This is a genomic window from Nocardia vulneris (assembly GCF_001613425.1).
Classification (GTDB): Bacteria; Actinomycetota; Actinomycetes; order Mycobacteriales; family Mycobacteriaceae; genus Nocardia; species Nocardia vulneris.
This window is the reverse complement of the sequence record NZ_BDCI01000035.1, coordinates 296,526-318,698: the sequence shown is the minus strand read 5'-3', so window position 1 is coordinate 318,698 and position 22,173 is coordinate 296,526. Positions and strand designations below refer to the sequence as shown.

Below are 22,173 nucleotides of genomic sequence, written 5' to 3'. Positions count from 1 at the left end.
GGATCTTACTTGCCGGTAACGTGCGCCTCCAGCCAGTCCACCACATTGCCGAGCACCTCGTCCTGCTCGGGTTCGTTGAATATCTCGTGGTAGAGGCCGTCGTACCGGATCGCGGTGAGGTCTTTCGAGCCCGCGCCCCGCTCGATCAGGTCCGTGCCGGCGGGTGCGGCGATGGCGTCACCGGTGCCGTGCAGCACCAGCAGCGGCACGGTGAGCCGGCCGAGGCGCTGCTTCACCAGGGTCGTCGTGTCCAGGATCTCGACCGCGGTGCGGGCGGGCAGGCTGCCGCGATAGACCAGCGGATCGTCGTCGTAGGCCCGCACCACCGCCGGATCGCGGCTGATCTGCGACGAATCCAGTTTCAGCACACCGAGATTCGGGGTGAGCCGGGTGAGCAGCGGCGCGACGAGGCGCTGCAGCGGGTTGCCGAGCGGAATGACCAGCGGCGGCGCCGACAGCACGATGCCCGCGACGTCGACCGGCGCGCGGGTGGCCAGGTGCAGCACGATGAGGCTGCCCATCGAGTGCCCGACCAGGAAGCGCGGCACGTCCGGGTATTCGCGGCTCGCGATGTTCAGCATCGCCGCCACGTTGTCGGCCGCGCCGTCCATCGAACCGATATTGGCCTTGCTGCCCGCGGACTTGCCGTGACCGATGTGGTCGAGCGCGTAGACCGCGAACCCGGCGCCCGCAAAGCGCCGGCCGACATGGGTGTAGCGGCCGGAATGCTCCGCGACGCCGTGCACCAGGACGATCACGCCGCGCGCCTGCGTCTCGGGCAGCCAGGCGCGCCAGGCGATTCCGCTGCCCGTGCCGTCGAACTGCCCGGTCTCGGTACGGATGCCCGCGTCGTCGCGCTCCGGTTCCGCGGTCACGACCGCGCCTCGCCGGTGCTCGGCTCGGTCCTGCTGCGCTCACTCATGCATCGGCTCCTGATGGGTGCGGCTCGCTGCTCGTCGAGTACGCCAGCTCGGTGAAGAGCCGCCGGTTGAACTCGATGAGTCGAGCGTAGTTCACCCGGGAAAGGCGTTCGTCGGTTCCGTGGATCGAGGCCAGATCGCGTTCTTCCAGGACGATGGGGGCGAAGTTGCAGCGGGTCGCGGCCAGGTCGTGATAGTGCCGGGAGTCGGTGGCGCCGGGCACGATGCCGGTGGTGATCACCGTGCCTGGGACGATGGCCTGCGCGATCCCGGCGATGAGGTCGAACGCGGCACCCGGGGTGGCGTGCACCGTCGGCTCCGAGCACACGCCCTCGGTTTCGATCCGGACACCGTTGTCGCGCACCACCTTCCGGCAGTGCGCGAGCACCGAGGCGACGGAATCGCCGGGCAGGATGCGGAAGTTCACGAATGCCTCGGCGTGCTGGGGGAGCACGTTCGATTTCACGCCGCCCCGGATCACGGTGGGCGCGGTGGTCGTGCGCACCAGGGCCTCGGTCTGCGGCCGCGCCGCCATCACGCGGGTGACCACCGGCGCGACCAGATCGGCGAGGCGCAGCAGTTGCCTGCGCGGTGCGGGCATGACCGTGCGCACCCGGGCGAGCATGTCGGCGGTGACCGGGGTCATCCGCAGCGGCATCGGATGGTCCTGGATGCGCGCGACCGCCCGGGCGATCCGTCCGACCGCCGTCTGTTTACCGGGCATGGACGAGTGCCCGCCCCGTTCGGTGACCGAAAGCCGTACCGTCGCATAGCCTTTCTCGCCCACCATGATCGTGGCGACCGGTGGTTCGATGCGGTCGGCGACGCCGGTGGTGATCATGCCGCCCTCATCGAGCAGCAGGTTCGCGAACACGCCTTGCGCGCGCAGGCGCTGCGCCATGTGCATCGCCCCGGTGTCGCCGAAGACTTCCTCGTCGTGCCCGAACGCCAGAAAGATGGTGTGCCGCGGTCGGATTCCGGCCGCGAGGGCGGCCTCTACCGCCTCCAGGATGGCGAGCAGCCTGCTCTTGTCGTCGATCGCGCCGCGGCCCCAGATGAATTCGGCGTCGACGACGCCCGCGAAGGGCGGATGCGTCCAGCGCTGCGGATCGTCGACCGGCACCACGTCCTGGTGGGCGAGCAGGATCGCCGCGACCTGATCGGGCTCCACCCCCGCCCACCGGTAGAGCCTGCTGTGCCCGAATTGCTCCAACTCGAGTTCGGCGTGCACCCGGGGGAAGGATTGCTCGAGGTGTGCGGAGAGCCGGTCGAAGGCCGCGTCGTCGATATCGTCCGGATCGTCGGTGGACACGGTTACACAGCGCAATGCGGCCGCAAGGCGCTCGGCGGTGCGATCGTCGACCGGTTCGGTCATCGGTCGCCGCGGCGGTTCGGCAAATTCATGGACACCGTTGCATTGTTCAATACTCCTGGCCCCAGCGGGATGGTCTTCTCGTTTCGCCACTTCACGATGCCCTCGGTGAGACCGCCCGGCAGGTCGGCCACGCGCGCACCGGTGAGCATCGGCAACTCGATCCGGGCCTTGGTCACCGTGACCGAGGCGAGCGCCGGAGTGTGCGACCAGACATCGTCGACCACGTCGGTGACCCTTACGCCGATCCGATGGCCGGCCGCGATCGGCCAATCCTGGCCGAGCAGGCGGACTTCGGCGGTGCCGTCGCCGACCGGCGCGATACCGCGGGTGATCACGGTGGCCAGGTTGTCGGGGGCGATGTCGTACAGCTCGACCGCGACCGTGGCGGCCGCGGGGCCGTCGAGTTGCAGTGTCGCGGTCGGAATTCCGGACAGGTGCTGGGCCTGGGCCAACGGCTCTGAGACGGACCAGAGTTCGCGGTCGGGCCCGGGGATCAGGCCGCGGTCGGTGTAGCTGCCTGTGCGCAGATCCACCGGCACGCGCGCGGCATCGGCGGGCGGCCAGGCGGTTTCGGCGCGCCAGCGACCGTCGAACTGCCCGACCGTGATTCGCGGACCGGGGATCTCGACATCGCGGCCCGCCACATGCTTGTCGAAGAAGGCCAGCAGTTCGGTGTCGAAATGCGGTGTGCCGCATTTCTCGTGGCAGGTGCGGTGGCCCCATTGACCGAACCAGGCACGGTGCGCGCCGGGGCCGAGTCCGTTCCACAGATCGAAAACGCGATAGGCGCGGGTGTTGTAGTCGACGAAACCCTGGCCGAGGAACAACGGAATGGTGTTGCCGCGCAGCGGGCCGACCAGATCACGATCGCGCCAGAATGCGGAATTGCCGTCGTGATTGCCGGTATCGGCGAGATATTGCTGATAGCACTGCATCGGCAATTGCGCGGCGGCAGCCTGATATTCGGGCGAATCTTCCGGGCGACCCGGCGTCGACGCGATCAGCAGATGTTCCAGACCGGCGAAATCGGCTGGGCGCACCCCGCTCTCGGTGACCGGCTTGCCGGAGAACTTCCACGACACGCCCTGCATGTACAGGTACGAGTACGGATCGACCACCGGTTCGAAGGACGCGACGGCGGCGAGCCCCTTCGGCTTCGCCGCCAGACCCATCAAGCCGGTCCAGCCCTCGTACGAGGTGCCGAACATGCCGATCTTGCCGGTGGACCACGGCTGGCTCGCCGACCACTCCACCGCGGTCGCGACATCCGAGCGTTCACCGGGGCCGCCGAAATCGGGGCAGCCCGACGAGCCGCCGAAACCGCGCAGATCGACGATCACGTAGGTATAGCCGGCGCGCAGGAACATGTCCGCTTGCAGGTTCTCGGTGGACGGCCCGCCGGTCAACCGCGGTTCGCTCAGATACGCCAGGTGCGCGCGGTACGGGCTCACGGTGAGGATGACCGGCGTGCGGACATCGTCGGCGAGACCGTCCGGCCGCAGGATGTCCGCGTGCAGGCGGGTGCCGTCGGGGGCGTCGATGAACGCTTGCTTCCACTGGAACGGCACGCCCAGCGGCTCCGCCGCGGCGGTCACCGGGATGGCCGGGGCCAGCAGAAGCAGCAGCCCACACAGGGCGCGCAGCAGCACACGTCGTTCGCTCACCATAGGACTATCGAGTGTGCCCGGACGACCGTCCAGACCCTGGAACCGGGGTAGCAGAGCAGCGGATCGCCGGACGAATGTCGCCGGTCGTCGCCGACTCGCCGGGCGAGCGCCACCCGATGTTCACTGCCACCCGCCAGCATTGGCGCTATGGCGGAAGGCGTCGAAGCGCTGGGCGGCACGCCGATCGATGCGGCCGCGGTGGGGACGATCACGCTCGCGCTGGTGGCCGCGCTGCTGTTCGCGGTGTCGGCGGCGCTGCAGCAAGGCGCCGCGCGCGAAGCCGCGACCGCGGATCCGCAGGGACGGTTCCTGGTGATCGCCGGCATCGCGCGGCGGTTGCTCACCGATCGGCGCTGGCTGGCCGGGCAGGGTGCGAACGTGGCGGGCTTCGTCGTACACGCGGTGGCGCTGCGGCTCGGGGCGATCGCGGTGGTGCAATCCCTGCTGGTCGTGCAGCTGCTGTTCGCGTTGCCGTTCGCGGCGGCGCGGCGCAGGCGGCCGCTGCTGCGGCGGGACTGGGCCGGGACGGTTTTCGTGTGCGCCGGACTGATCCTGCTGGTCGGGCAGAGCGCGTCCAGCCACACCGAGTTGCGGCCCGCGCTGTTGCCGACGGCCGGTGCCGGAGTGTTCCTGGTGATCGTCACGCTGATCGCGCTCTCCCGGCTGACCCGCGCCACCCAGGTGCGTTCGGCGCTGGTCGCCGTCGCGGCGGGTTGCTGTTTCGCCACCACGGCCGTCCTGGTGGTCATCGCCACCACCGCCCTGCCGGGCCTGAGCTGGGCGCTGTTCGGGATCCCGATCTCCACCGGTCTGGGCGGACTGCTCACGCAAGAGGCCTACGCTCGCGGCTCGCTGCCTACCGCGCTCACCGCGATGACCATCACCGACCCCGTCCTCAGCTATACCGCGGGCGTCACCCTGTTCGCCGCCGTCCACCCCCGGGTGGTGCCACTGCTGCTCGCGGCCGTCCTGGTGATCACCGGCGTCACCCTGCTCGCGAATTCGCCCACCCTGCACGACGAACGAGACCGAGTTGCCGGTACGACGGCGAAACAGGCGGTGCCGGAGGGGGTTTGAGTGAGCTCGTGGCGCGGCGGGAGCCTCCTCGGGACGGTGCGCGAACGAAGAGTGCGGCTGTGGGATCAGGCTGCTTCGTAGTCGGCGTAGAGGGCGAGCATGCCCGCGACCGTGGCGGACCACGGGAAGCGTTCTGCCGCACGGCGGGCGGCGCGGCGGCGTTGCGGAGCTGGGATGGTCAGTAGGGCTCGGACGCCTGCCGCGAGGCCGTGCGGGGAGCCGTCGGACACGATGCCGGAACCGGCGGCGTCCACCAGTTCACCCGCGGCGCCTTCGTCGGGCACCACCACGGGGGTGCCGCAGGCCAGCGCCTCCAGCACTGCGAGCCCGAAAGTCTCGGCGGGGGAGGGGAATATCGCGATGTCGGCGTCCGCGACCAGGCGTGCCATCGCGACGCGGTCGGTGAGGTGACCGTGGAAGATCACCGGCAGCCCGGCCGCCAGGCGTTCCAGCCGGTGCCGCAGCGGGCCGTCACCGAGCACGGCCAGCTCGCAGCGCACACCGGAATCGACCAGCACGCGCACCGCTTCGATGGCGCGTTCGGCGCACTTCTCCTTCGACAGCCTGCTCACCAGCACCAAGCGCACCGATTCGCCGGTGGTGCGGGATGTTTCGGCCGCGGGACGAAAAGTGCTCAGGTCGACGCCGAGCGGGACGCGCCGCACGTTGGTCGCGCCGATGCGGGCGAACTCCGCCGTCGCGAAACTCGAAGTGACCACCACCTTTTCGGCGCGCACGCAGAGGCGGCGATTGGCCAGGTCGGCCGCCGTGGTCAGGGGGAATCCGGGCGGGACCCGGGTGCGCAGAATCGCGTCGATGCGTTCATGGGAGAACAACACGAGCGGCACCCCGGTGCCGCGCGCCCACGGCGCCAGCCACCGCACGCTCAGCTTGTCACTGCATTCGAGTACGTCCGGGTGCAGCAGGTCGAGAATCGGGCGGGTCCGGCGCGCGGTCAGCACGTGGTAACCGCCCGCGCCGAACTTCGGGCTGCGCACCGTGATTCGCCGCCCCGACGTCGTCGCCTCGTCCCCGTCGGCCGGTCCCGGCACCACGAGCACCCGCTCGTGCCCGGTCGCCAGATAGCCCCGCCCGATCTCGTCCAAGCAGGTCCGCAACCCGCCCGAGGCCGGCGTGTAGAAGTTCGCGATCTGCACGATGCGCATCAGGAGGCCGCCGCTTCGATCAGCTCGGCGTAGGTGGTGGGGCGCGCGCCCGCCGTGAGGGCGGCGTCGATGGCACGCAGGGTGGCCGCGCGCAGGCCGGGATGGTGCAGGTCGTCGGGGTGCAGGGCGAGACGGACGAGCCCGCCGTTGCGCGCGTTGCGCTGGGCGAAGGTCTGCAGCATGGCGGCGCCGAAGCGTTCGGACCAGCCGCCGCCGGGCCGGTGGGAGAGGGCGAAGCCACGCTGGCGGCGGCCGGTGCGCAGGTCCTTCGCGCCGAAGTGGTCGGTGGTATGGGTGAAGCCCGCCGCGCGCAAAGCCTGTTCGGCGGCGGGCGAGGCCAGCCAGCCGGGCGGGGTGAAACCCGTTGTGGACAGCCCGGATTCGGCCATCACCGCGGTGGCGTCGCGGAGCTTGGCCGCGGCCTGGCCTCGGTCGAGCGCGGCGAACTCGGCCGCGCCGCGGGCCACCGCGCGCCCGAGCGTCCGACGCGGCCACCCGCCCTCGGGTCCGGCGCGATGCGACCACCCGTGCACCATGATCTCGTCCCCCCGTGCCCGGCGTTCCCGCAGGAAGCCCGCATACTCCGGCTGCCGCGCCAGCGACGCGCCCCGCCACGGCCCGGGTATCACCAGCAGCGATACCGGGATCCCGAACCCGTCGGCATCCGCGCACCAACGCGCCGTCTCCGCCGCACTCGCGGGTGCGACGTCATGGACGCTCACCACCAACCGCGCACACACGCACCGCAAGCTAACACCGCCCGGTTGCCACCAGCTGAACAGCAGCGTGCTGCTGCCCGACGAATCGGGACCCCGCCCGATCTCGCGCGTCGCCGCGGTTTGCCCGCGCCCGATGCCGCGTCTCGGAGCGGATGCGAAAGGGGTCTCCGAGTAACTGCCGCGGACCGGTAAAGGGTCATTCGGTTTGGCTATGGCATGGGTGAAGTGTCCGGGGTCGCAAGACAATTCGCCTGGTGTCTCAGGCAGGTCGGCGTATGATCGGGCCAGTGCGAGCGCCCGGGGGAAGAATGAACGAGCCGGTGACCGCGGACTGGGAACAGTTCGTTCAAGCGCTGGCGCAATGTCTGTCCGAACTTCCCTCCCGGGCCACGTTGATCATCGCCGCACCGGGAAATCGGTACGTGCAGTTCATGCAATACGACATCAAATTGTCGGCGGAGCTCGCCGGTAACCACTATCTGGCGCAACCCATTCCGGATTCCGCCGCGGCGGAATTACGGGAACTCGGCTGGAATGAGCCGATGCTGCGGCGCGAAGTCGACAATTGGACCAAGACCATGTTCTGGCCTCTTTCGCTGGGCAGTCTGGTCGAGTTCGCGCGGTCGGTCGCCATCGGGTTCCGCGACGCGCTCGGTGTGGCGACCCCGGTGGAGTTACGGGCCATGGGGTGGACCGAGGCCTCCGGTGATCTGGATCTCACCGTGCTGGGCTCGATGGCTCGGCGCGGCTGGAACTGACCCGCGCCGCGCGGGACTGCCGTAGGCGGCGCATCGCCGGCATCGGCCGCGGCCGGTGCGAAACGCGCGCCTCGGCCCGGCGGTCGATGGGCCCGCCGCACCGGGAATCGGCGGCCCGGGACAGGCGTGGCGAAATCGGCGCGACGTGGGCACTATCCTGAGTGACATGGCAGCAGGTAAGCCCACCAAGGAAGCGAAGGCCGCGGCGAAAGCGGCCCGCAAGCAGCAGTCGAAAGAGCGCAGGCAGCAGCTCTGGCAGGCGTTCCAGATGCAGCGCAAGGAAGACAAGCTGCTGCTGCCGCTGATGATCGGCGCCCTGCTCGGCATCACCGCGATCTTCCTGGTGATCGGCCTGATCTTCGGGCTGACCTGGCTGCTCGTCCCGTTCGGCGTGGTGCTGGGCGCGCTGGCCGCGTTCATCATCTTCGGCCGTCGGGTGCAGAAGAGCGTGTACGGCAAGGCGGAGGGTCAGGCGGGCGCCGCGGCCTGGGTGCTGGACAACCTGCAGGGCAAGTGGCGGGTGACCAACGGCATCGCCGCGACCACCCAGCTCGACGCGGTGCACCGGGTGATCGGCCTGCCCGGCGTGGTGCTGGTCGCCGAGGGCTCCCCGCAGCGGGTGAAATCGCTGTTGGCGCAGGAGAAGAAGCGCACCGCGCGGCTCATCGGCGACACCCCGATCTACGACGTCGTCATCGGCAACGACGAGGGACAGGTGCCGCTCAAGGAGTTGCAGCGTTACCTGACCAAGCTGCCCCGCAACATCGACACCAAACGGATGGACCTGATCGAGGGACGTTTGTCGGCCCTCAGCTCCCGCACCGGCCCGGCCATGCCGAAGGGCCCGATGCCCGCCGGCGCCAAGATGCGTGGCGTGCAGCGCACCATCCGCAGGCGCTGAAACTCGAACACCGCGGGCCCGTACCTCCGTCGAGGGGTGCGGGCCCGCGGTGTTTCAAGATCAAGGGGAACTGGGTGGCGGCGGGCTCTCGGCCGATGCCGCCACCAGTTCCCCCTCGGCGCTCAGCGCGAGTGGACGAGCGCGGTCCCGGTCGCGCGATCGTGCATGCCGCGCCCGTCGGAGTCGGTGAAGAGGGCGGGCACCACGAAGACCAGTAGGGCCTGACGGGCCAGCGCGCGGACGATACCGACGGGGACGGGCGCGTCGATCCGGACCGTGCGCAGGCGCAAGAAGTATTGACCGGGGGTGAACCCGAACATGGTCACCGCCCCCACCCCGATCACGAACCAGACCAGCAGCGTGAGGCTGGAAGCCGACCCGCCGCGCATGATGATCGCGGCGACGCCGAGGGCGATGAGCCAGTCGACGAACAGCGCGGCGATCCGGCGGGCCATGCCGGACAGTGATCCGGCGCCGGATTTCGGCAGGCCCAATTCTTTGCCGGGGAACTCGGGGTTTGCCTGGTCGCCGGAACCCTCCGAAGGGCCGGAGAGCCACGATCCCGTCATGCGTGCCATGCCCCCACAATATGCGGGCCCGACCGGGCGACCGGCGTCGGAGCGCTGACGAGCCGGGAATGCATGCGTGGCATAAGAGGAGTTCACGTCGGCGCCGGCCTGCGCGGATGGCAGGATTACCATGCTGGTGGCGCCCGGGTGGGCCGGGTCACCTGGCCAGCGGCACGTGTAACACTGGCGAAACACAGCCTTGACTGCGGGGAAACACCGCGTCCATACCGTCTGGACGCGACGAACCCATGCAATCGACACTGGCTGGGAACCGATCCGTAAGGAGAACAAGTGACGTTCAGCACGGCCGACGAGGTCATCAAATATCTTGCTGATGAAGAAGTCGAATACGTCGACATCCGATTCAGTGATCTTCCCGGTGTGCAGCAGCACTTCTCGATCCCGGCGAAGGCGTTCACGACCGACCTCGCAGAGGAAGGGCTGGCCTTCGACGGCTCGTCCGTCCGTGGTTTCCAGTCGATCGACGAGTCGGACATGCTGCTGCTGCCCGACTTCAGCACCGCGCGCCTCGACCCGTTCCGGGCGGCCAAGACGCTGAACCTGAACTTCTTCGTGCACGACCCGTTCACCCGCGAGGCCTACAGCCGCGACCCGCGCAACATCGCGCGCAAGGCCGAGGAGTACCTGCGCTCCACCGGTATCGCCGACACCGCGTACTTCGGTGCCGAGGCGGAGTTCTACATCTTCGACTCGATCCGTTACGACTCGGCCATGAACGGTGCCTTCTACGAGATCGAGTCGGTCTCGGGCTCCTGGAACACCGGCGCGGAGTTCAACCCGGACGGCACCCTCAACCGTGGTTACAAGGTGCGTAACAAGGGTGGTTACTTCCCCGTCGCGCCGTACGACCACTACGTCGACCTGCGCGACAAGATCTCGACCAACCTGCAGAACGCGGGCTTCGAGCTCGAGCGCGGCCACCACGAGGTCGGCACCGCCGGTCAGGCCGAGATCAACTACAAGTTCAACACCCTGCTCGGCGCGGCCGACGACCTGCAGCTGTTCAAGTACATCGTGAAGAACACCGCGTGGGCCGAGGGCAAGACCGTCACCTTCATGCCGAAGCCCCTCTTCGGTGACAACGGCTCGGGCATGCACGTGCACCAGTCGCTGTGGAAGGACGGCAAGCCGCTGTTCCACGACGAGGCGGGCTACGGCGGCCTGTCGGATCTGGCACGTCACTACATCGGCGGCATCCTGCACCACGCGCCGTCGCTGCTGGCGTTCACCAACCCGACCGTGAACTCCTACCACCGTCTGGTGCCGGGCTACGAGGCCCCGATCAATCTGGTGTACTCGCAGCGCAACCGCTCCGCGGCCGTGCGCATCCCGGTGACCGGCAACAACCCGAAGGCCAAGCGCATCGAGTTCCGCGCGCCGGACTCCTCGGGCAACCCGTACCTGGCCTTCGCCGCCATGATGATGGCCGGCCTGGACGGCATCAAGAACAAGATCGAGCCGCTGGCCCCCGTCGACAAGGACCTCTACGAGCTCCCGCCGGAGGAGGCCAAGAACATCCCGCAGGCCCCCACCAGCCTCGCCACGGTCATCGACCGCCTCGAGCAGGATCACGACTACCTGACCGAAGGCAACGTCTTCACCGACGACCTGATCGAGACCTGGATCAACATCAAGCGCGACCAGGAAATCGCTCCCGTGAACCTGCGCCCGCACCCCTACGAGTTCGAACTCTACTTCGACGTGTAGCCCTGACCTGCGCGTTTACGCCTGATTAGGGCGTTCTGTACGCAGTGGGTACGCAGTAGCGGAAGATGAGTCCATCCGTTCGGTGATCACAGCAGTGATCACCAGGCGGGTGGACTCGTCTGTATCCGGCCAGAGATGGCCGTAGGTGTCGAGGGTGGTTTGGGCTTTGGCGTGCCTCATCCGGGCTTGTACAACTTTGATGTTCGCGCCACCAGCGATCAGCAGCGACGCGAGGTAGTGACGAAAGTCCTGAAAGCTGAATTCCTCAGGCAGGCCGGGGATTCCGACTCGTGCGATCCGGAGCGCGCGTTCGATCTGCCACGGTGGCACCGGTTTGCCGAATTCATCACAGACGACTCGTTCTCCGGGCCATTGCTTCACCGCTGCCGAGAGCATGAGCGTCAGCTCGGTGGGGATCGGAATCGGCGCTTCGGAGCCTTCCGTTTTCAGCGCTTTCGCGGGCCACTGCTGGTGCGGGTGGACGATACCTCGCATGAAATCGATGTCGGCTGGGCGCAGTCCGCACACCTCGGCGACGCGTAAGCCCGCGAACGCGCCGAGGAGAACCGCGGAGCCCATGTGTGCAGGCATCGCGTCATAGAGCGCCCACACCTGGTCAGTCGTGGCGCAGTACACCTTCTGCTTTCCGGCCGGCGGGGAGGTGCGCCGCGAGCACGGGTTGCGAACCAGGATGCCGTCGAGGACCGCGTCGCCGAGGATCTGCGACAGCCGCGAGTGCAGCGCGTAGACGTAGCTTGCCTCGTGACCGCGCTCCTTGAGCTTGGCCACCCAAGCCTTCACCATGGACGGCCGGATCACCGACAGCTGAATGTCGCCGAACTCGGCCTTGATTTGCGCGATGTGCACCTTGGCCTGACGGACCGTGCCGTCACGGTGCACTGCGTAGCCCTTGATCCACTCGTCACACCATTGGCCGACAGTCGCTTTCATGTCGCGGGGGGCTACGTGGATGCCGTGCACGAGCGCCGCCAGCTGCTTGTCCAGCCAGTCTTTCGCATCGGTCTTGCGGGCGAAGCGCATCGAGTGCTCGTCGCCCGCGTCATCGACGTACCGGGCGCGCCAGCGCTTGCCTTTCCCGTCGAGTTTGGACGGTACACGCCGGGCCGTGCCGTCGGCGTCGCGTTCTTCTTTAGTCCAGAGGTCTTCGACTCCGGCTCGGCGGTTCCGTCGCGCAGCCATGGTTACGCGGCTCCTCCGGTCAGGGCTTCCTGCTCGGCGATCCACGCTTCGATCACACTCTGTCGCCAGACGCGCCGACGGCCGAGTTTGAAGCTACGGCGGCCGATGTCGGAGCCGATGTGTGCCCAGTATCGCCAGGTGGCGGCTGGGATGCCGGTGAGTGCTTCGCAGTCGGCTGCTTGCAGGTAGCGGTCCGTGCTCATGATCGTTTCGTCCTTCGGTCGGTTCGGCGTGTGCGCCGTGGTTCGGTTCGGGGTGGTGCACGTTGGTGCGCGGTCGGTGCGCGGCGGTGCACAGGGCGGGACGGGTGGTGCGCTGGCTGTCTCACGTGGTGCACGGGCTGTCTCTGGTGGTGCATAGGCCGGTGCACGGGTGTCCCAGCGGTCCTCACCGGGTGAGACAGGACTGCGGGATGTCATGCCATCGACTGGGCGGCTGGTGCGTGCTGGTGCACGGTCCTCGGGGGTGTCTGGTGTGCTGTTCATGGCGGGCTATCCCGCTTTCCGGAGGCGTTGACCGGCTCGTATCGGTGTGACGGCGGTGTCGCCGTGGTGGAGGAGTTCGGCGAGTGTCACGGCTGTGACGGTCAGTGAGACGGGCAGCGGTGCATGGGTGAGGGCGGTGCGCACCGCTGTCTCATCGGCTGGTGCCTGGTGCGTAAGCCGGTGCACGAGCAGCAGTTCTGTGCACCCGTCCTCAGCGGCGGTGCGGGCCGCTCGGGTCACCCGATAGGACAGGTCTGCGGCGGCGGTGTCGCGTGAGCCGAGGACCAGCACCGCGCGGGAGGGTGTGTGCAGGCCGGTGGTGCGCCCGTCATACGGGTAGCGGCCGTGATTGCTGTTGCGGTAGCTGAGTTCGCGTTCGGACTCCCACGCGTCGAACGCCGAGGCACCCAGGGCGAGGCGGGTGCGGGTGATCGCCCGGCCCCGGACCGACCACAAAGGCGAGGGGCGCCAGTCCGGACGGGAGGTACCGAAGAACCGCGTTACCGCGGTGCGGGTGGGCACGATCCATTTCGGGCCGGGACCGACGCGGGTCAGTGGGTGCACCAGGCCGGCCGATTCGAGATCGGCGCGCAGCTCGTAGAGGTGGTTGACCCCAGTACCGAGCAGCTGGGCGAGCAGATCGGTTTGGATCGCGCGCTGCTGCACGAGCGCGTAGACCGCGCGGGCTTGGCGGTCGGTGCGGATGTGCCCGCGTCCAGTTTTCTGGACAGAATCGCGGGGGATACGACTGCGGGAGAACGAGGTTGAAGTAGGCATCGTGGGTCAGTCCTTCGCGGTTCGTGCGCCGCCGCGTCGGGGGCGGCGGTGGTTGGGGTTGGGTGTGCGGGCCGCTGCCCGCATCCGGGTGCGGGTGGCGAGGAATTCGGCCCATTCCTCATCGATGTCGCCGTCGCAGAACGTCAAGCCGGTGGCGGTGAGAGTGCCGGCGGGCAGGCGCTCGAACGCGGCTTCGAGGACGCGGCGTACCTCGCGGCCCCGGTAGAGGTAGAGCAGCCCGATCATCGGTTCGGGTTCGGCGTCGCGGGCGGCGTAGAGCGCGCCGCGCAGTGCTTTGTCCATGTTCTTGGCGGACTTGGCGGTCAACTCGACTTCCAGTGCCCACCAGCCGTAGGTGCCGTTCACCACGCCTAGGAACCGGCCGTCGTGGATGTGGCCGAGTTCGCGCGAGCCCGGCTTGCGTGCCCGCGCCGCGGCCGCGGCGTCGTGACGGAGCTGCCGCTCCGAGACCCATACCCCGGGTTCGGCGCCGACGAGCAGCGCCCGCGCCATCGCGACCGCACGATAGTGTTCGGCGTCCTTGATCGGTGGCTTCCACAGCGTCGCGGGCATCCACCCCAAGAACGAGCCCGCCGTCTCGCGAGTCGGTACGAGCCACTTCTCACCGGGTTGGACCTGAATCAACTTGGGCAACATGATCCGGTCGGTGCGCAGCTGCCGCGCCAACGACCGCGCGTGGGTGATGTCGATGCCGAGAAGCGCTGCGAGCACGTCGATTTGGAGACCGTACATCTCCACTATCACCGCCGTCGCGGTCGTAGCCCGTGCGTTCACCCGCGACTCACGCTTGTCGCTGAGCAGTCGACGCACCGTCGTGCGAGGCAGTCCGACAACGTCGACGATCTCACCGTGCGTGCGTCCTTGCTCGCTGAGAGCCGCGACTTCGCCGAGGACGGATTCGACTGCGCGGGCGGTGATTCCGAGTGCTTCGCGGATCTGGTCGTAGGTCGCGCCCTCACCACGCATGGCGGTGATGCGCCGCTCCAGCCCGGCCGCGCGGGCCTTCTTCTTGTGGTCCCTGCGCCCGCCAGCGGCGGGCGCATCCTCTCGCGTTGTAGTCATCGTGTCCGCTCCACTCCGCTGCCACGGCTGTAGGTGCGGTGATCCTGCGGCCGTTCCCGGTCCGCGTGGATGTCGCGCTCTTTGAGCGGTGAGGTGAGGTCGACCCAGCTCATCAACTCCCGCATCCGAGCATTGGCAGCCGCACTTGATACCGGGCGCGGTCGCTCGGCAGCTGGCACGCCTTCAACCCGATCGCGGCTCGACACCCGTTCGTGGTCATGCTGGACAGGTATTTCACCTGCGGGGCCTATCGGCGTGCGGGTGTGGTGGGCGAACAACTCTTCCACGGTCTTGCCGGGAAACATGGCCTCCAGGACCCGGCAGTAGTGCGCCCGTGGCAAGCCTTGGATGTCACCAGCCAGCCACCGATAGAACTGGGCCTTGGCCGGAGCGGTGCCGACCAGTTCGGGTTCGATCTGCTGCGCTACCTTGTCATAGGCTCGCTGAAACTCCGGATGGCTCTGCCAGTGCTTTTCCCGCAGAAGCGATTTCAACACCGTTCCGGGCTCCCCGACGCTGGGACGGGCCTCGCTTCCGTTGTGGTCTCGATGGCCTCGCTCGCCTCCGTCACGGATCCGAATGGTCGAAGGCCGTGGTTCCGACGAGTCAGGCACCGACTGGAGGTGCTGACTCCGGTGATGGGTGTAACCCTCGGGCCACAACTCACGTTCGGGTACACCGATCGCCACAGCCACAGCGAACTGGTGAACCGGATACGGCGTACGGCCCTGGGTGATCCACCGCTGAACCGTCTTGGGATCAACCTCGATCTTGCGCGCCAACTGCTCGGGAGTCATCCGAGCCTCGAACACCGCCCGCCGTAGGCGATCATTCGGCGAACCCTTCGGGGCACTCACCGCGACCGCCCCCGATCACGCGCAGGAGCCATCGCCGCCGCACTGTCACGCCGGCGAGTCCACATCCGCTCGAACTCGGCCTCACGGTCGACGGCAGCGCCATCGATCGGACCGCCCTGACCTCGACGGACGTCGCGTTCCTTGATCGGTGCTGTCTCATCGACCCAGGTCAATAGGGAATTGATGCGGTCCCGATGAGCATCGAGCCAACGATGCGCAGCAGAATCAGGCTCGATACCCGTCACCCGGCCGCGATACACACTGAAGTACCGGCCATCCTGAACCCCGTACTCCAGCCGCCCTTCACGGCGATACAGCTGCGAACGGTCTACTCGAATCTCCTGCGGATCTACACTGGACATGCTTCGTGGGCTCCAATCCCATTCGAAGTGACTGAAATGCCGAAGCAGCTGGACACTGCTTTGGTGCTGGCTCCCCGGCGGACTGCAATCCACCGGGGAGCTTTTTCGTTGTGTATGCATGCTAGCACGCGATTGTGTTTGTGAGCTAGTACACGATTGGGAAGTGTGAATCGGCGCTGATGGTAAGATGGAATCGCCAGCTAGCACGCTAACGCGTGAGGAGGATCGCTCACATGTCGCCGCGCCTGGATCGGCCAGCACCCCCGTACGTGCAGATCGCGGAGCACTATCGCCTTCTGATCAGAAACGGCGAGTTGACTGAAGGTGCGAAGCTACCGTCGGTCGTTGAGATCGCCAACGATTGGAAGGTAGCCACAGCCACCGCCGCGAAGGCGCTCAACCAGCTTCGTGTCGAGGGCTATGTCCGCAGCACGAACCAAGGCACCTTCGCCTCGCTTGAGCACAAGCAGACGACAGGGCCTGACCGGCTGCAAATGCTTCGGGCCACGGGGAACGGTTACCGGCCAGGTGAGATTGTGGAGGTCGTGAGCGCTGAACTGGTCGACGCAAACGAGTCCGTCGCCTCGGCCCTGGAGCTCCCGGTCGGTTACACGACAGTCCGGCGCCGCCGTGTCTACCGCGATGATCTGGGTGTCGTCGCTGTCTCGACTTCGTGGCTCCCAGGCGATCTGGCGGACGTAGCGCCGGAACTTCTTTTGACCCAACCGCTTCCGAAGATGACGTTCGGTCTAATCGAAGACCGAACAGGACGCCGACTCGTGCGCCGCCGTGATGTCGTTGCTGTCCAGCCCGCGCCAGCGGACGTGGCTGAAATCCTCGGGATTGAGGTGGGTGTCCCAAGCCTGACGATGACGAACCTGTATTGGGACGACGAGGGTAAACCCACCGAGTTCGCAATCGATTTCCTCGCGGCCGGCCGAGAGCTGAGCGCCGAGTACTCCCTGGACTGAGCCCTGGAGCGGACGGCAATCCGACCGTTCTCCGGGCTCGACTGACGAGGCCCCTGGTACACCTCCTGGATGGGCGGCGATGCATACCAGGGGCTTCGTCGCGTTCATAGCACGGCTTCCCCTTTTGGGAGCTAGCCGAAAGGTTGCGAGAGTGCCGTTGCGGGTCGCGCCAGCGCTCCAGAACAGTGTTCGTAGGTTGTGCCGGTGCGCCCGGAATCCGTGCGGGGTGGCCGTCCAAGTGGCCGAACAGTGGCCGAACAGTGGCCGAACAAGTTTAGTCCCGTGTTTTTGCAAAATGGCCACTCAAAAAGTGTGTCTGAACTGCGCCTTCGGCGCAGGGCTCTCGCTCCTGCTGTTCCTGATTCTCTATGGCTTCGCTGTTCATAGAGAATCAGGAACAGCAGGAGCGAGAGCCAGGGGTGGTTCAGTAGGTAGGAAGAGGTAGTTAGTTGAGGGGTAGCTAAGAGGGACCAAAAGAGGGGTTGAGTAGGTGGTGACGTCAGGTGCGGAGGCGGCGGTTTAGAGCGTCGGTGGTCTGGTTGAGTGCCTAGGTGGTGGTTTAGAGCACGCGAGTCGGAGCGGTGGCCGGAGTCGCGTAGCGCGCATTACGGTCCGCCGGGCCATCGGGGGCATGGACCACAGGAAGGGGGAGTGGAAGCGCTTCGGGTTGATGCCTAGGCGTCAACGGGGACGCGAGCAGGCTCGAACAGCTGACGTGTCAGCAATTGATGCCTAGGCATCAATGAGGGACTGCGCGTGTACTGCGGCCCCCGTACTGCGGGAGCGACGGCCCCACGCTGCGGCCCGCAGTGCGAGGGCCGCACTTGCAGACGCGGAAGTGCGGGGAGTCGGCACGGTTCGGGAGCGGGGTTGATGCCTAGGCATCAATTGGAAACGCTGAGCGGGACCGGAACAGATGACGTGTTAAGAATTGATGCCTAGGCATCAACCGCGCGCCGGTATATCTCCTGGTACAAATTCACACCTCGGGAAGAACACACGCCCCCCGGTACGATCGTGACGTGTCTGCCTCGCTCGCCGAATTGGAAGCCCGTGTCGCCGCTCTGGAAGCCGAGCGCGCCGACTATCGGGCCGTGCTCGCCGCCGTGAACGCGCTCAGCCAGCAGACCCGCGAGCGCCTCGACGTCGTAGACGAGAAGATCAATCACACGTCCGGCCGCGCCGACGCGAAGCTTGAGGACACGAACGTGCGGGTGCGGTCCATCGAGGAGACCGTTGCCGAGGTCCGTGACCTGCTCGTCCGAGTGCTCGACAACAACCAGTCCCGCTGAACACCGGGTACGCAGAGAGTACGCAGCAGCGTCAGCCGTGCCCATCTCTGACCCACCCTCGCCAACGCCGAGCCCGCAGGTCAGGAAGTCGCGCCAGCATTGCCCACGATGACAAACGCCCAGGTGGGAGTCCGAACTCTACTTCGACGTGTAAGTCGTAGGACCCCAAGTGGTTTCGAGCCCTCCCGCAACGGCGCGGGAGGGCTCGCCCCGTTTCGGGGGAGTCGTCGCCGAAGCGCGTTCCCGTGGCATGGAAGTCGTGATCAGTGCGCTCACGATCATCGAAGCGACCCACTGAAAGGCAGACCGGGCGCGCCTCGCCTGGCTGTCGGCCCTCCGGATCGAACCGGTGGACGACGGCACCGCCCCGCCTCGGCCCTGCTCCTCGACGCCGGACTGCACGGGCACGAACACGCGATCGATGCCGTAGACAGACCGGGCGCTCCTCGCCTGGCTGCTGTCGGCTCTCCGGATCGAACCGGTGGACGACGGCACCGCCAAGGCCGCCTCGGCCCTGCTCCTCGACGCCGGACTGCACGGGCACGAACACGCGATCGATGCCGTCGTCGCCGAAATGGCCGTACGACAGGCGCCGCCGGTTCTGATGCTCACGAGCGACCCCGATGACATGCGGCGGCTCTGCGGACCGGCAGTGCGCCTGATCACTGCATAGGTTCGTCGGCGATAACGTGCCGCGCACCTAATTGCGCGCCGCGCGCGTGTCGTTCGGCTGACACGCGCGCGGGGCGGCGAAATGTGCGCGTGGTCGCGAAATTGTGCGCGGGGTGGCGAAATGTGCGCTTGGTGGTGAAGCGTGCGCGGGGTGGTGAAGCGTGCGCGGGGTGGTGAAGCGTGCGCGGGGTGGCGAAGCGTGCGCGGGGTGGCGAAATGTGCGCGGGGTAGCGAAGCGTGCGCGGCGGTCTCTCCGCGGGGGCGGGTGCTGCTGGATTCGGGGTGCGGATGCGCTTGTGGGGGTGTGGTTTCGATCAGATGCGATGGGGGAAGTATGGGGTGGGGTTCGTGGGATCGCTGCGGACGAACGGGGAGAAGGAGGGGATCGTGGACACGGTTGTGTCGGTCAGTGGGGGCAAGGTTCGGGGTGTGGTGCGGGAGGGGGTGCATGCGTTTCTCGGGATTCCTTATGCCGCACCTGCGGTGGGGGCGGCGCGGTTCGAATTGCCGAAGCCGGTGCGGGAGTGGGCGGGGGTGCGGGACGCGACGACGTATGGCGCGACCTGTCCGCAGGCGCCCTACCCCGACGGAATCCAGGCGTTGGTCACCATGAACCGGGTGCCGGGCGACGAATACTTGAATGTCAATGTGTGGACGCCGGATCCGAGCGCGGGCGGGCTGCCGGTGCTGGTCTGGATCCACGGCGGCGGATACTCGCGCGGGTCCAATGCGGGCGCGGTCGCCGACGGCAGCGCCTTCGCGCGGGACGGCGTCGTGGTGGTGTCGATGAACTACCGCGTCGGCATGGCCGGTTTCGCGGTGCTGGACGGCGCACCGGCGAATCGTGGTCTGCACGACCAGATCTTCGCGCTGCGCTGGGTGCAGGAGAATGTCGCGGCCTTCGGTGGCGACCCGGGCAAGGTCACGCTCGGCGGCTTGTCCGCGGGCGGTATGAGCGTCGCCGCGCTGCTCGCTACTCCCTTGGCGCAGGGACTTTTCCGACACGCGATCATCCAGAACGGCACCACCGTCGCGGCCGCCCCCATGGACGATGCCCGCAAGTTGTCGGCAGCCGCGGCGGCGAAGCTCGGAATAGAGCCCTCCGCAACCGCTTTCGGCGCACAAGGGGAGAAAGAACTGCTGGACGCGCAGCAAGCGGTGGCGCTGGACCAGATGATCGATCCGTCGGCGCAACGCTGGGGCGCGTCGTTCATCACGAACGGGATCGGCATCCTCAGCTTCTTCCCGGTGGTCGACGGGGACGTGCTGACGGACACACCGGTGAAAATGCTGGAATCGCAACCGGATCGAGCGCTGCCACTGCTCTGCGGCTACGCCGCCGAGGAGTTCCGTTTCTTCCTGATGCCGACCGGTGTCGCCCCAGCGGTGACCGCCGAAACGTTGCCGTTCTTCCTCAGCCGCTACGGAATGGCACCGGAACTCGCCGACGTGTTCGCCGCCGACCGGCCGAGCGCGACGCCGGCGGATCTGCTGGCCGCGATCTTCACCGATGTCGCGTTCCGGGCCGATATCGTGCGGTTCGCGGAAGTCTGTGCGCACGCGCCGACGTTCGTCTACGAATTCGCTTGGCCCTCCGGCGTGGCTGGGCTCGGCGCCTGCCACGCACTGGAGACCTCGTTCATTTTCGACACTCTCGCATCCGGCCATGCGATCACCGGCCCCAACCCGCCGCAGCCGCTCGCCGACGAAATGCACCGCGCCTGGGTGGATTTCGTCGCACACGGCGACCCGGGCTGGGAGCGGTTCGACGCGGACACGCGTCCGGTGCGCGTGTTCGATCATCCTGAATCGAAGGTGGTGTACGACCCGCGCGCCGAGGAGTTGCGCGCGGCGCGGCGTTAGGCCCTGTCTCGACATCCGGCGCCGCCACGGTCCAGCTCGCCGCCTGCCCGTCGTCGAGACAACCCTGGTATCGGCCCTTGCCAGGCGACGAGCTGAACCGCAGAGGAAGCCTAAGGCCGGGTGTAGGCGCGTCGTCCCATGACGTAGGTGGCCACCACGGAACGCTCGTCGCCGAGCATCATCTGGGCGAACAGCCGTTCAGGGAAGTCGCGGGCTCGGTCGACGCGGTGCGCGAGGACCGGGGTGGCCGCCCAGTCCAGCACGACGAAGTCGGCGTCCTTTCCGGCGCGGAAGTTGCCGATGCGCTCGTCGCAGTACATCGCTTCGGCACCGCCGAGAGTGGCGAGGTAGAACCCGCGCAGTGCGTTCAAGGTGGTGCGCTGCGCTTCGGGTTTCGCCGATTCGCTGAGCATGACCACCTTGTATGCCTCGTTGAGGGTGCGCAGCATCGAATAGCTGGTGCCCGCACCGCAATCGGTGCCGAGACCGACCCGGACACCTGCCTGCCAGGCGGCGGGCAGGTCGAACAGTCCGCTGCCGAGGAACAGGTTCGAGGTGGGGCAGAAGGCGATGGCGGCACCGGTCTCGGCCATCCGGGACCGGTCCCGTGCGTCGATGTGTACACAGTGGGCGAACAGCGAGCGGGGGCCGAGCATGCCCACGCGGTCGTAGACGTCGAGGTATGAGCGGGCTCCGGCGAAGCGGGCGAGGACCTGTTCGGTTTCCGGACCGCTCTCCGCGGCATGGGTCTGCAACGCGACATCCGGGAACTCGCGGAACAGCCGACCGGCCAAGGCCAGCTGCTCGTCTGTAGAGGACGGCGCGAAGCGCGGGGTGATCGCGTAGGTCAGGCGACCGTTGCCGTGCCAGCGGGTGCGGAGCTGCCGGGTCTGGTGCTCGGCGTCGGACAGCGTCCGGTCCCGGAGGAACTCCGGCGCGTCCGGCTGCCGGTCCATCAGCACTTTGCCGCACGTCATCCGCAGGTCACGGGCTCGGGCCGCGGCGCAGAACGCGTCGACCGAGGCCGGATGCACGGTCGGGTGCACGCTCGCGGTGGTGGTGCCGCAGGCCAGCAAGGTGTCGAGGAAGCGCTCGGCGATGTGGCGCGCGTGCGCGGGATCCGCGAACTCCTGCTCGGCCGGGAACACGTAGTCTTGTAGCCAATCCGACAGGCGCGCACCGTAACTCGCGATCATGTCGTACTGGCTGTAGTGGATGTGGGCGTCCACGAAACCGGGCACGATCAGCCTGCCCCGGTGATCGACCACCGTGCCGCGAAGTCGCTCCGGCAGCGCGGACCACTCGCCCGCCCAGGCGACGGTGCCGTCGGCGGCGATCGCGAGCGCGCCGTCCTCGAACAGTTCCCATGCGTCGGATGCGCTGTCGGGGCCGGGATCGCGCAGGAAGTGCAATACGGTGCCGCGGAAAACGGTGGGCAGCTCCACGCGTTCGGCCATGTCCTCGACGCTAGCCGTTCGACATCCGAGGGGCGGGTCCGGCGCGCGTTTGCGAGAGCGGCGGCCAACCGGGATGATCTCCGAGGAAGGTGGGCGCGGGGAACTCTGTACGGTGCGGCTGCCTGCCAACTCTCCGTCGCGGCGAGCGCCTGCTGATGTTCGCACGCTGGGGGCACGAGGTGTTCCTGGCGCCCACCCTCGCCTCGGGTGCGGAATCCGGTCGGTTGTCCAGTCTGAATCCCGTTGTCCGGCGCGGTGATCCCGCTGGTCGGCG

At 67.6% G+C, this 22,173-nt stretch carries 21 protein-coding genes; 8 read left to right on the top strand and 13 right to left on the bottom strand.

Annotation, left to right across the window (positions count from 1 at the left end; translation table 11 throughout):
- Window positions 1-5: 5 nt before the first annotated feature.
- From NVU01S_RS31225 to NVU01S_RS31215, 3 genes are read right to left on the bottom strand one after another with little or no spacing between them, the layout of a single operon-like run.
- Window positions 6-875 (bottom strand): alpha/beta hydrolase, encoded by an 870-nt coding sequence (locus NVU01S_RS31225; RefSeq protein ID WP_244467386.1) that lies wholly within the window; start codon window positions 873-875, stop codon window positions 6-8.
- A gap of 43 nt (window positions 876-918) precedes the next feature.
- Window positions 919-2,295: a M20/M25/M40 family metallo-hydrolase gene (locus NVU01S_RS31220; RefSeq protein WP_043676227.1), complete on the bottom strand. Its 1,377-nt coding sequence runs from the start codon at window positions 2,293-2,295 to the stop codon at window positions 919-921.
- Window positions 2,292-3,962 (bottom strand): CocE/NonD family hydrolase, encoded by a 1,671-nt coding sequence (locus tag NVU01S_RS31215; protein ID WP_043676224.1) that lies wholly within the window; start codon window positions 3,960-3,962, stop codon window positions 2,292-2,294. Before NVU01S_RS31215 ends, NVU01S_RS31220 begins: the two co-directional genes overlap by 4 nt.
- A 147-nt stretch (window positions 3,963-4,109) precedes the next feature.
- On the opposite strand from NVU01S_RS31215, the gene NVU01S_RS31210 reads away from it, so the two are divergent.
- The gene (locus NVU01S_RS31210) at window positions 4,110-5,039 is read left to right on the top strand and encodes a DMT family transporter (protein ID WP_043676221.1); all 930 of its coding nucleotides are present in this window, start codon (window positions 4,110-4,112) and stop codon (window positions 5,037-5,039) included.
- 65 nt (window positions 5,040-5,104) lie between these two features.
- Here NVU01S_RS31210 and NVU01S_RS31205 read toward each other — a convergent pair whose 3' ends face one another.
- Both NVU01S_RS31205 and NVU01S_RS31200 read right to left on the bottom strand, forming a co-directional pair.
- A complete protein-coding gene (locus tag NVU01S_RS31205; RefSeq protein WP_043676218.1) occupies window positions 5,105-6,205 on the bottom strand; it encodes a glycosyltransferase in 1,101 nt (366 codons plus the stop codon).
- Window positions 6,205-6,945: a DUF2334 domain-containing protein gene (locus NVU01S_RS31200; protein WP_043676216.1), complete on the bottom strand. Its 741-nt coding sequence runs from the start codon at window positions 6,943-6,945 to the stop codon at window positions 6,205-6,207. The genes NVU01S_RS31205 and NVU01S_RS31200 overlap by 1 nt, the downstream gene beginning before the upstream one ends.
- A gap of 287 nt (window positions 6,946-7,232) precedes the next feature.
- Between NVU01S_RS31200 and NVU01S_RS31195 the strand changes: the two genes are divergently transcribed.
- Together NVU01S_RS31195 and NVU01S_RS31190 are read left to right on the top strand one after the other, a co-directional pair.
- Window positions 7,233-7,682 carry a TY-Chap domain-containing protein gene (locus NVU01S_RS31195; protein WP_043676212.1) on the top strand — a complete coding sequence of 150 codons (450 nt, stop codon included), beginning with the start codon at window positions 7,233-7,235 and terminating at the stop codon, window positions 7,680-7,682.
- A 166-nt stretch (window positions 7,683-7,848) separates the two neighbouring features.
- A complete protein-coding gene (locus tag NVU01S_RS31190; protein WP_029893784.1) occupies window positions 7,849-8,583 on the top strand; it encodes a DUF4191 domain-containing protein in 735 nt (244 codons plus the stop codon).
- A 122-nt stretch (window positions 8,584-8,705) separates the two neighbouring features.
- On the opposite strand, the gene NVU01S_RS31185 is transcribed toward NVU01S_RS31190, so the two are convergent.
- Entirely contained in the window at window positions 8,706-9,161 is a 456-nt protein-coding gene (locus tag NVU01S_RS31185) for an RDD family protein (RefSeq protein WP_043676210.1), read from the bottom strand.
- Between the two features lie 282 nt (window positions 9,162-9,443).
- On the opposite strand from NVU01S_RS31185, the gene glnA reads away from it, so the two are divergent.
- Window positions 9,444-10,880: a type I glutamate--ammonia ligase gene (gene glnA, locus NVU01S_RS31180; protein WP_029893780.1), complete on the top strand. Its 1,437-nt coding sequence runs from the start codon at window positions 9,444-9,446 to the stop codon at window positions 10,878-10,880.
- A gap of 15 nt (window positions 10,881-10,895) precedes the next feature.
- Here the strand turns inward: glnA and NVU01S_RS31175 are convergent, their stop codons facing one another.
- The 6 genes from NVU01S_RS31175 to NVU01S_RS43680 form a co-directional block, all read right to left on the bottom strand.
- Window positions 10,896-12,080: a tyrosine-type recombinase/integrase gene (locus tag NVU01S_RS31175; protein WP_043676207.1), complete on the bottom strand. Its 1,185-nt coding sequence runs from the start codon at window positions 12,078-12,080 to the stop codon at window positions 10,896-10,898.
- Window positions 12,081-12,082: 2 nt separating this feature from the next.
- Window positions 12,083-12,283, bottom strand: coding sequence for a helix-turn-helix transcriptional regulator (locus tag NVU01S_RS31170; protein ID WP_052280963.1), 201 nt, complete (start codon window positions 12,281-12,283; stop codon window positions 12,083-12,085).
- Window positions 12,284-12,571: 288 nt separating this feature from the next.
- Entirely contained in the window at window positions 12,572-13,342 is a 771-nt protein-coding gene (locus NVU01S_RS31165; RefSeq protein ID WP_156161758.1) for a hypothetical protein, read from the bottom strand.
- Window positions 13,343-13,348: 6 nt separating this feature from the next.
- Window positions 13,349-14,425, bottom strand: a complete 1,077-nt coding sequence (locus tag NVU01S_RS31160) for a hypothetical protein (RefSeq protein WP_156161757.1) — start codon at window positions 14,423-14,425, stop codon at window positions 13,349-13,351.
- Window positions 14,422-15,222: a helix-turn-helix domain-containing protein gene (locus NVU01S_RS31155; protein WP_043676201.1), complete on the bottom strand. Its 801-nt coding sequence runs from the start codon at window positions 15,220-15,222 to the stop codon at window positions 14,422-14,424. The genes NVU01S_RS31160 and NVU01S_RS31155 overlap by 4 nt, the downstream gene beginning before the upstream one ends.
- A 56-nt stretch (window positions 15,223-15,278) precedes the next feature.
- Window positions 15,279-15,644 (bottom strand): hypothetical protein, encoded by a 366-nt coding sequence (locus NVU01S_RS43680; protein ID WP_156161756.1) that lies wholly within the window; start codon window positions 15,642-15,644, stop codon window positions 15,279-15,281.
- Between the two features lie 269 nt (window positions 15,645-15,913).
- Here NVU01S_RS43680 and NVU01S_RS31150 point away from each other — a divergent pair, with 269 nt between their 5' ends.
- From NVU01S_RS31150 to NVU01S_RS31130, 4 genes are all read left to right on the top strand, one after another.
- Window positions 15,914-16,615, top strand: coding sequence for a UTRA domain-containing protein (locus NVU01S_RS31150; protein ID WP_218023637.1), 702 nt, complete (start codon window positions 15,914-15,916; stop codon window positions 16,613-16,615).
- 1,022 nt (window positions 16,616-17,637) lie between these two features.
- Complete coding sequence (locus NVU01S_RS31145; RefSeq protein WP_043676199.1) at window positions 17,638-17,907, top strand: hypothetical protein; 270 nt, start codon at window positions 17,638-17,640, stop codon at window positions 17,905-17,907.
- Between the two features lie 481 nt (window positions 17,908-18,388).
- Window positions 18,389-18,580: a hypothetical protein gene (locus NVU01S_RS43675; protein WP_043676195.1), complete on the top strand. Its 192-nt coding sequence runs from the start codon at window positions 18,389-18,391 to the stop codon at window positions 18,578-18,580.
- A gap of 386 nt (window positions 18,581-18,966) precedes the next feature.
- Window positions 18,967-20,442: a carboxylesterase/lipase family protein gene (locus tag NVU01S_RS31130; RefSeq protein WP_043676318.1), complete on the top strand. Its 1,476-nt coding sequence runs from the start codon at window positions 18,967-18,969 to the stop codon at window positions 20,440-20,442.
- A 110-nt stretch (window positions 20,443-20,552) separates the two neighbouring features.
- Here the strand turns inward: NVU01S_RS31130 and guaD are convergent, their stop codons facing one another.
- Window positions 20,553-21,899, bottom strand: a complete 1,347-nt coding sequence (gene guaD / locus NVU01S_RS31125; RefSeq protein ID WP_043676193.1) for a guanine deaminase — start codon at window positions 21,897-21,899, stop codon at window positions 20,553-20,555.
- Window positions 21,900-22,173 lie beyond the last annotated feature (274 nt).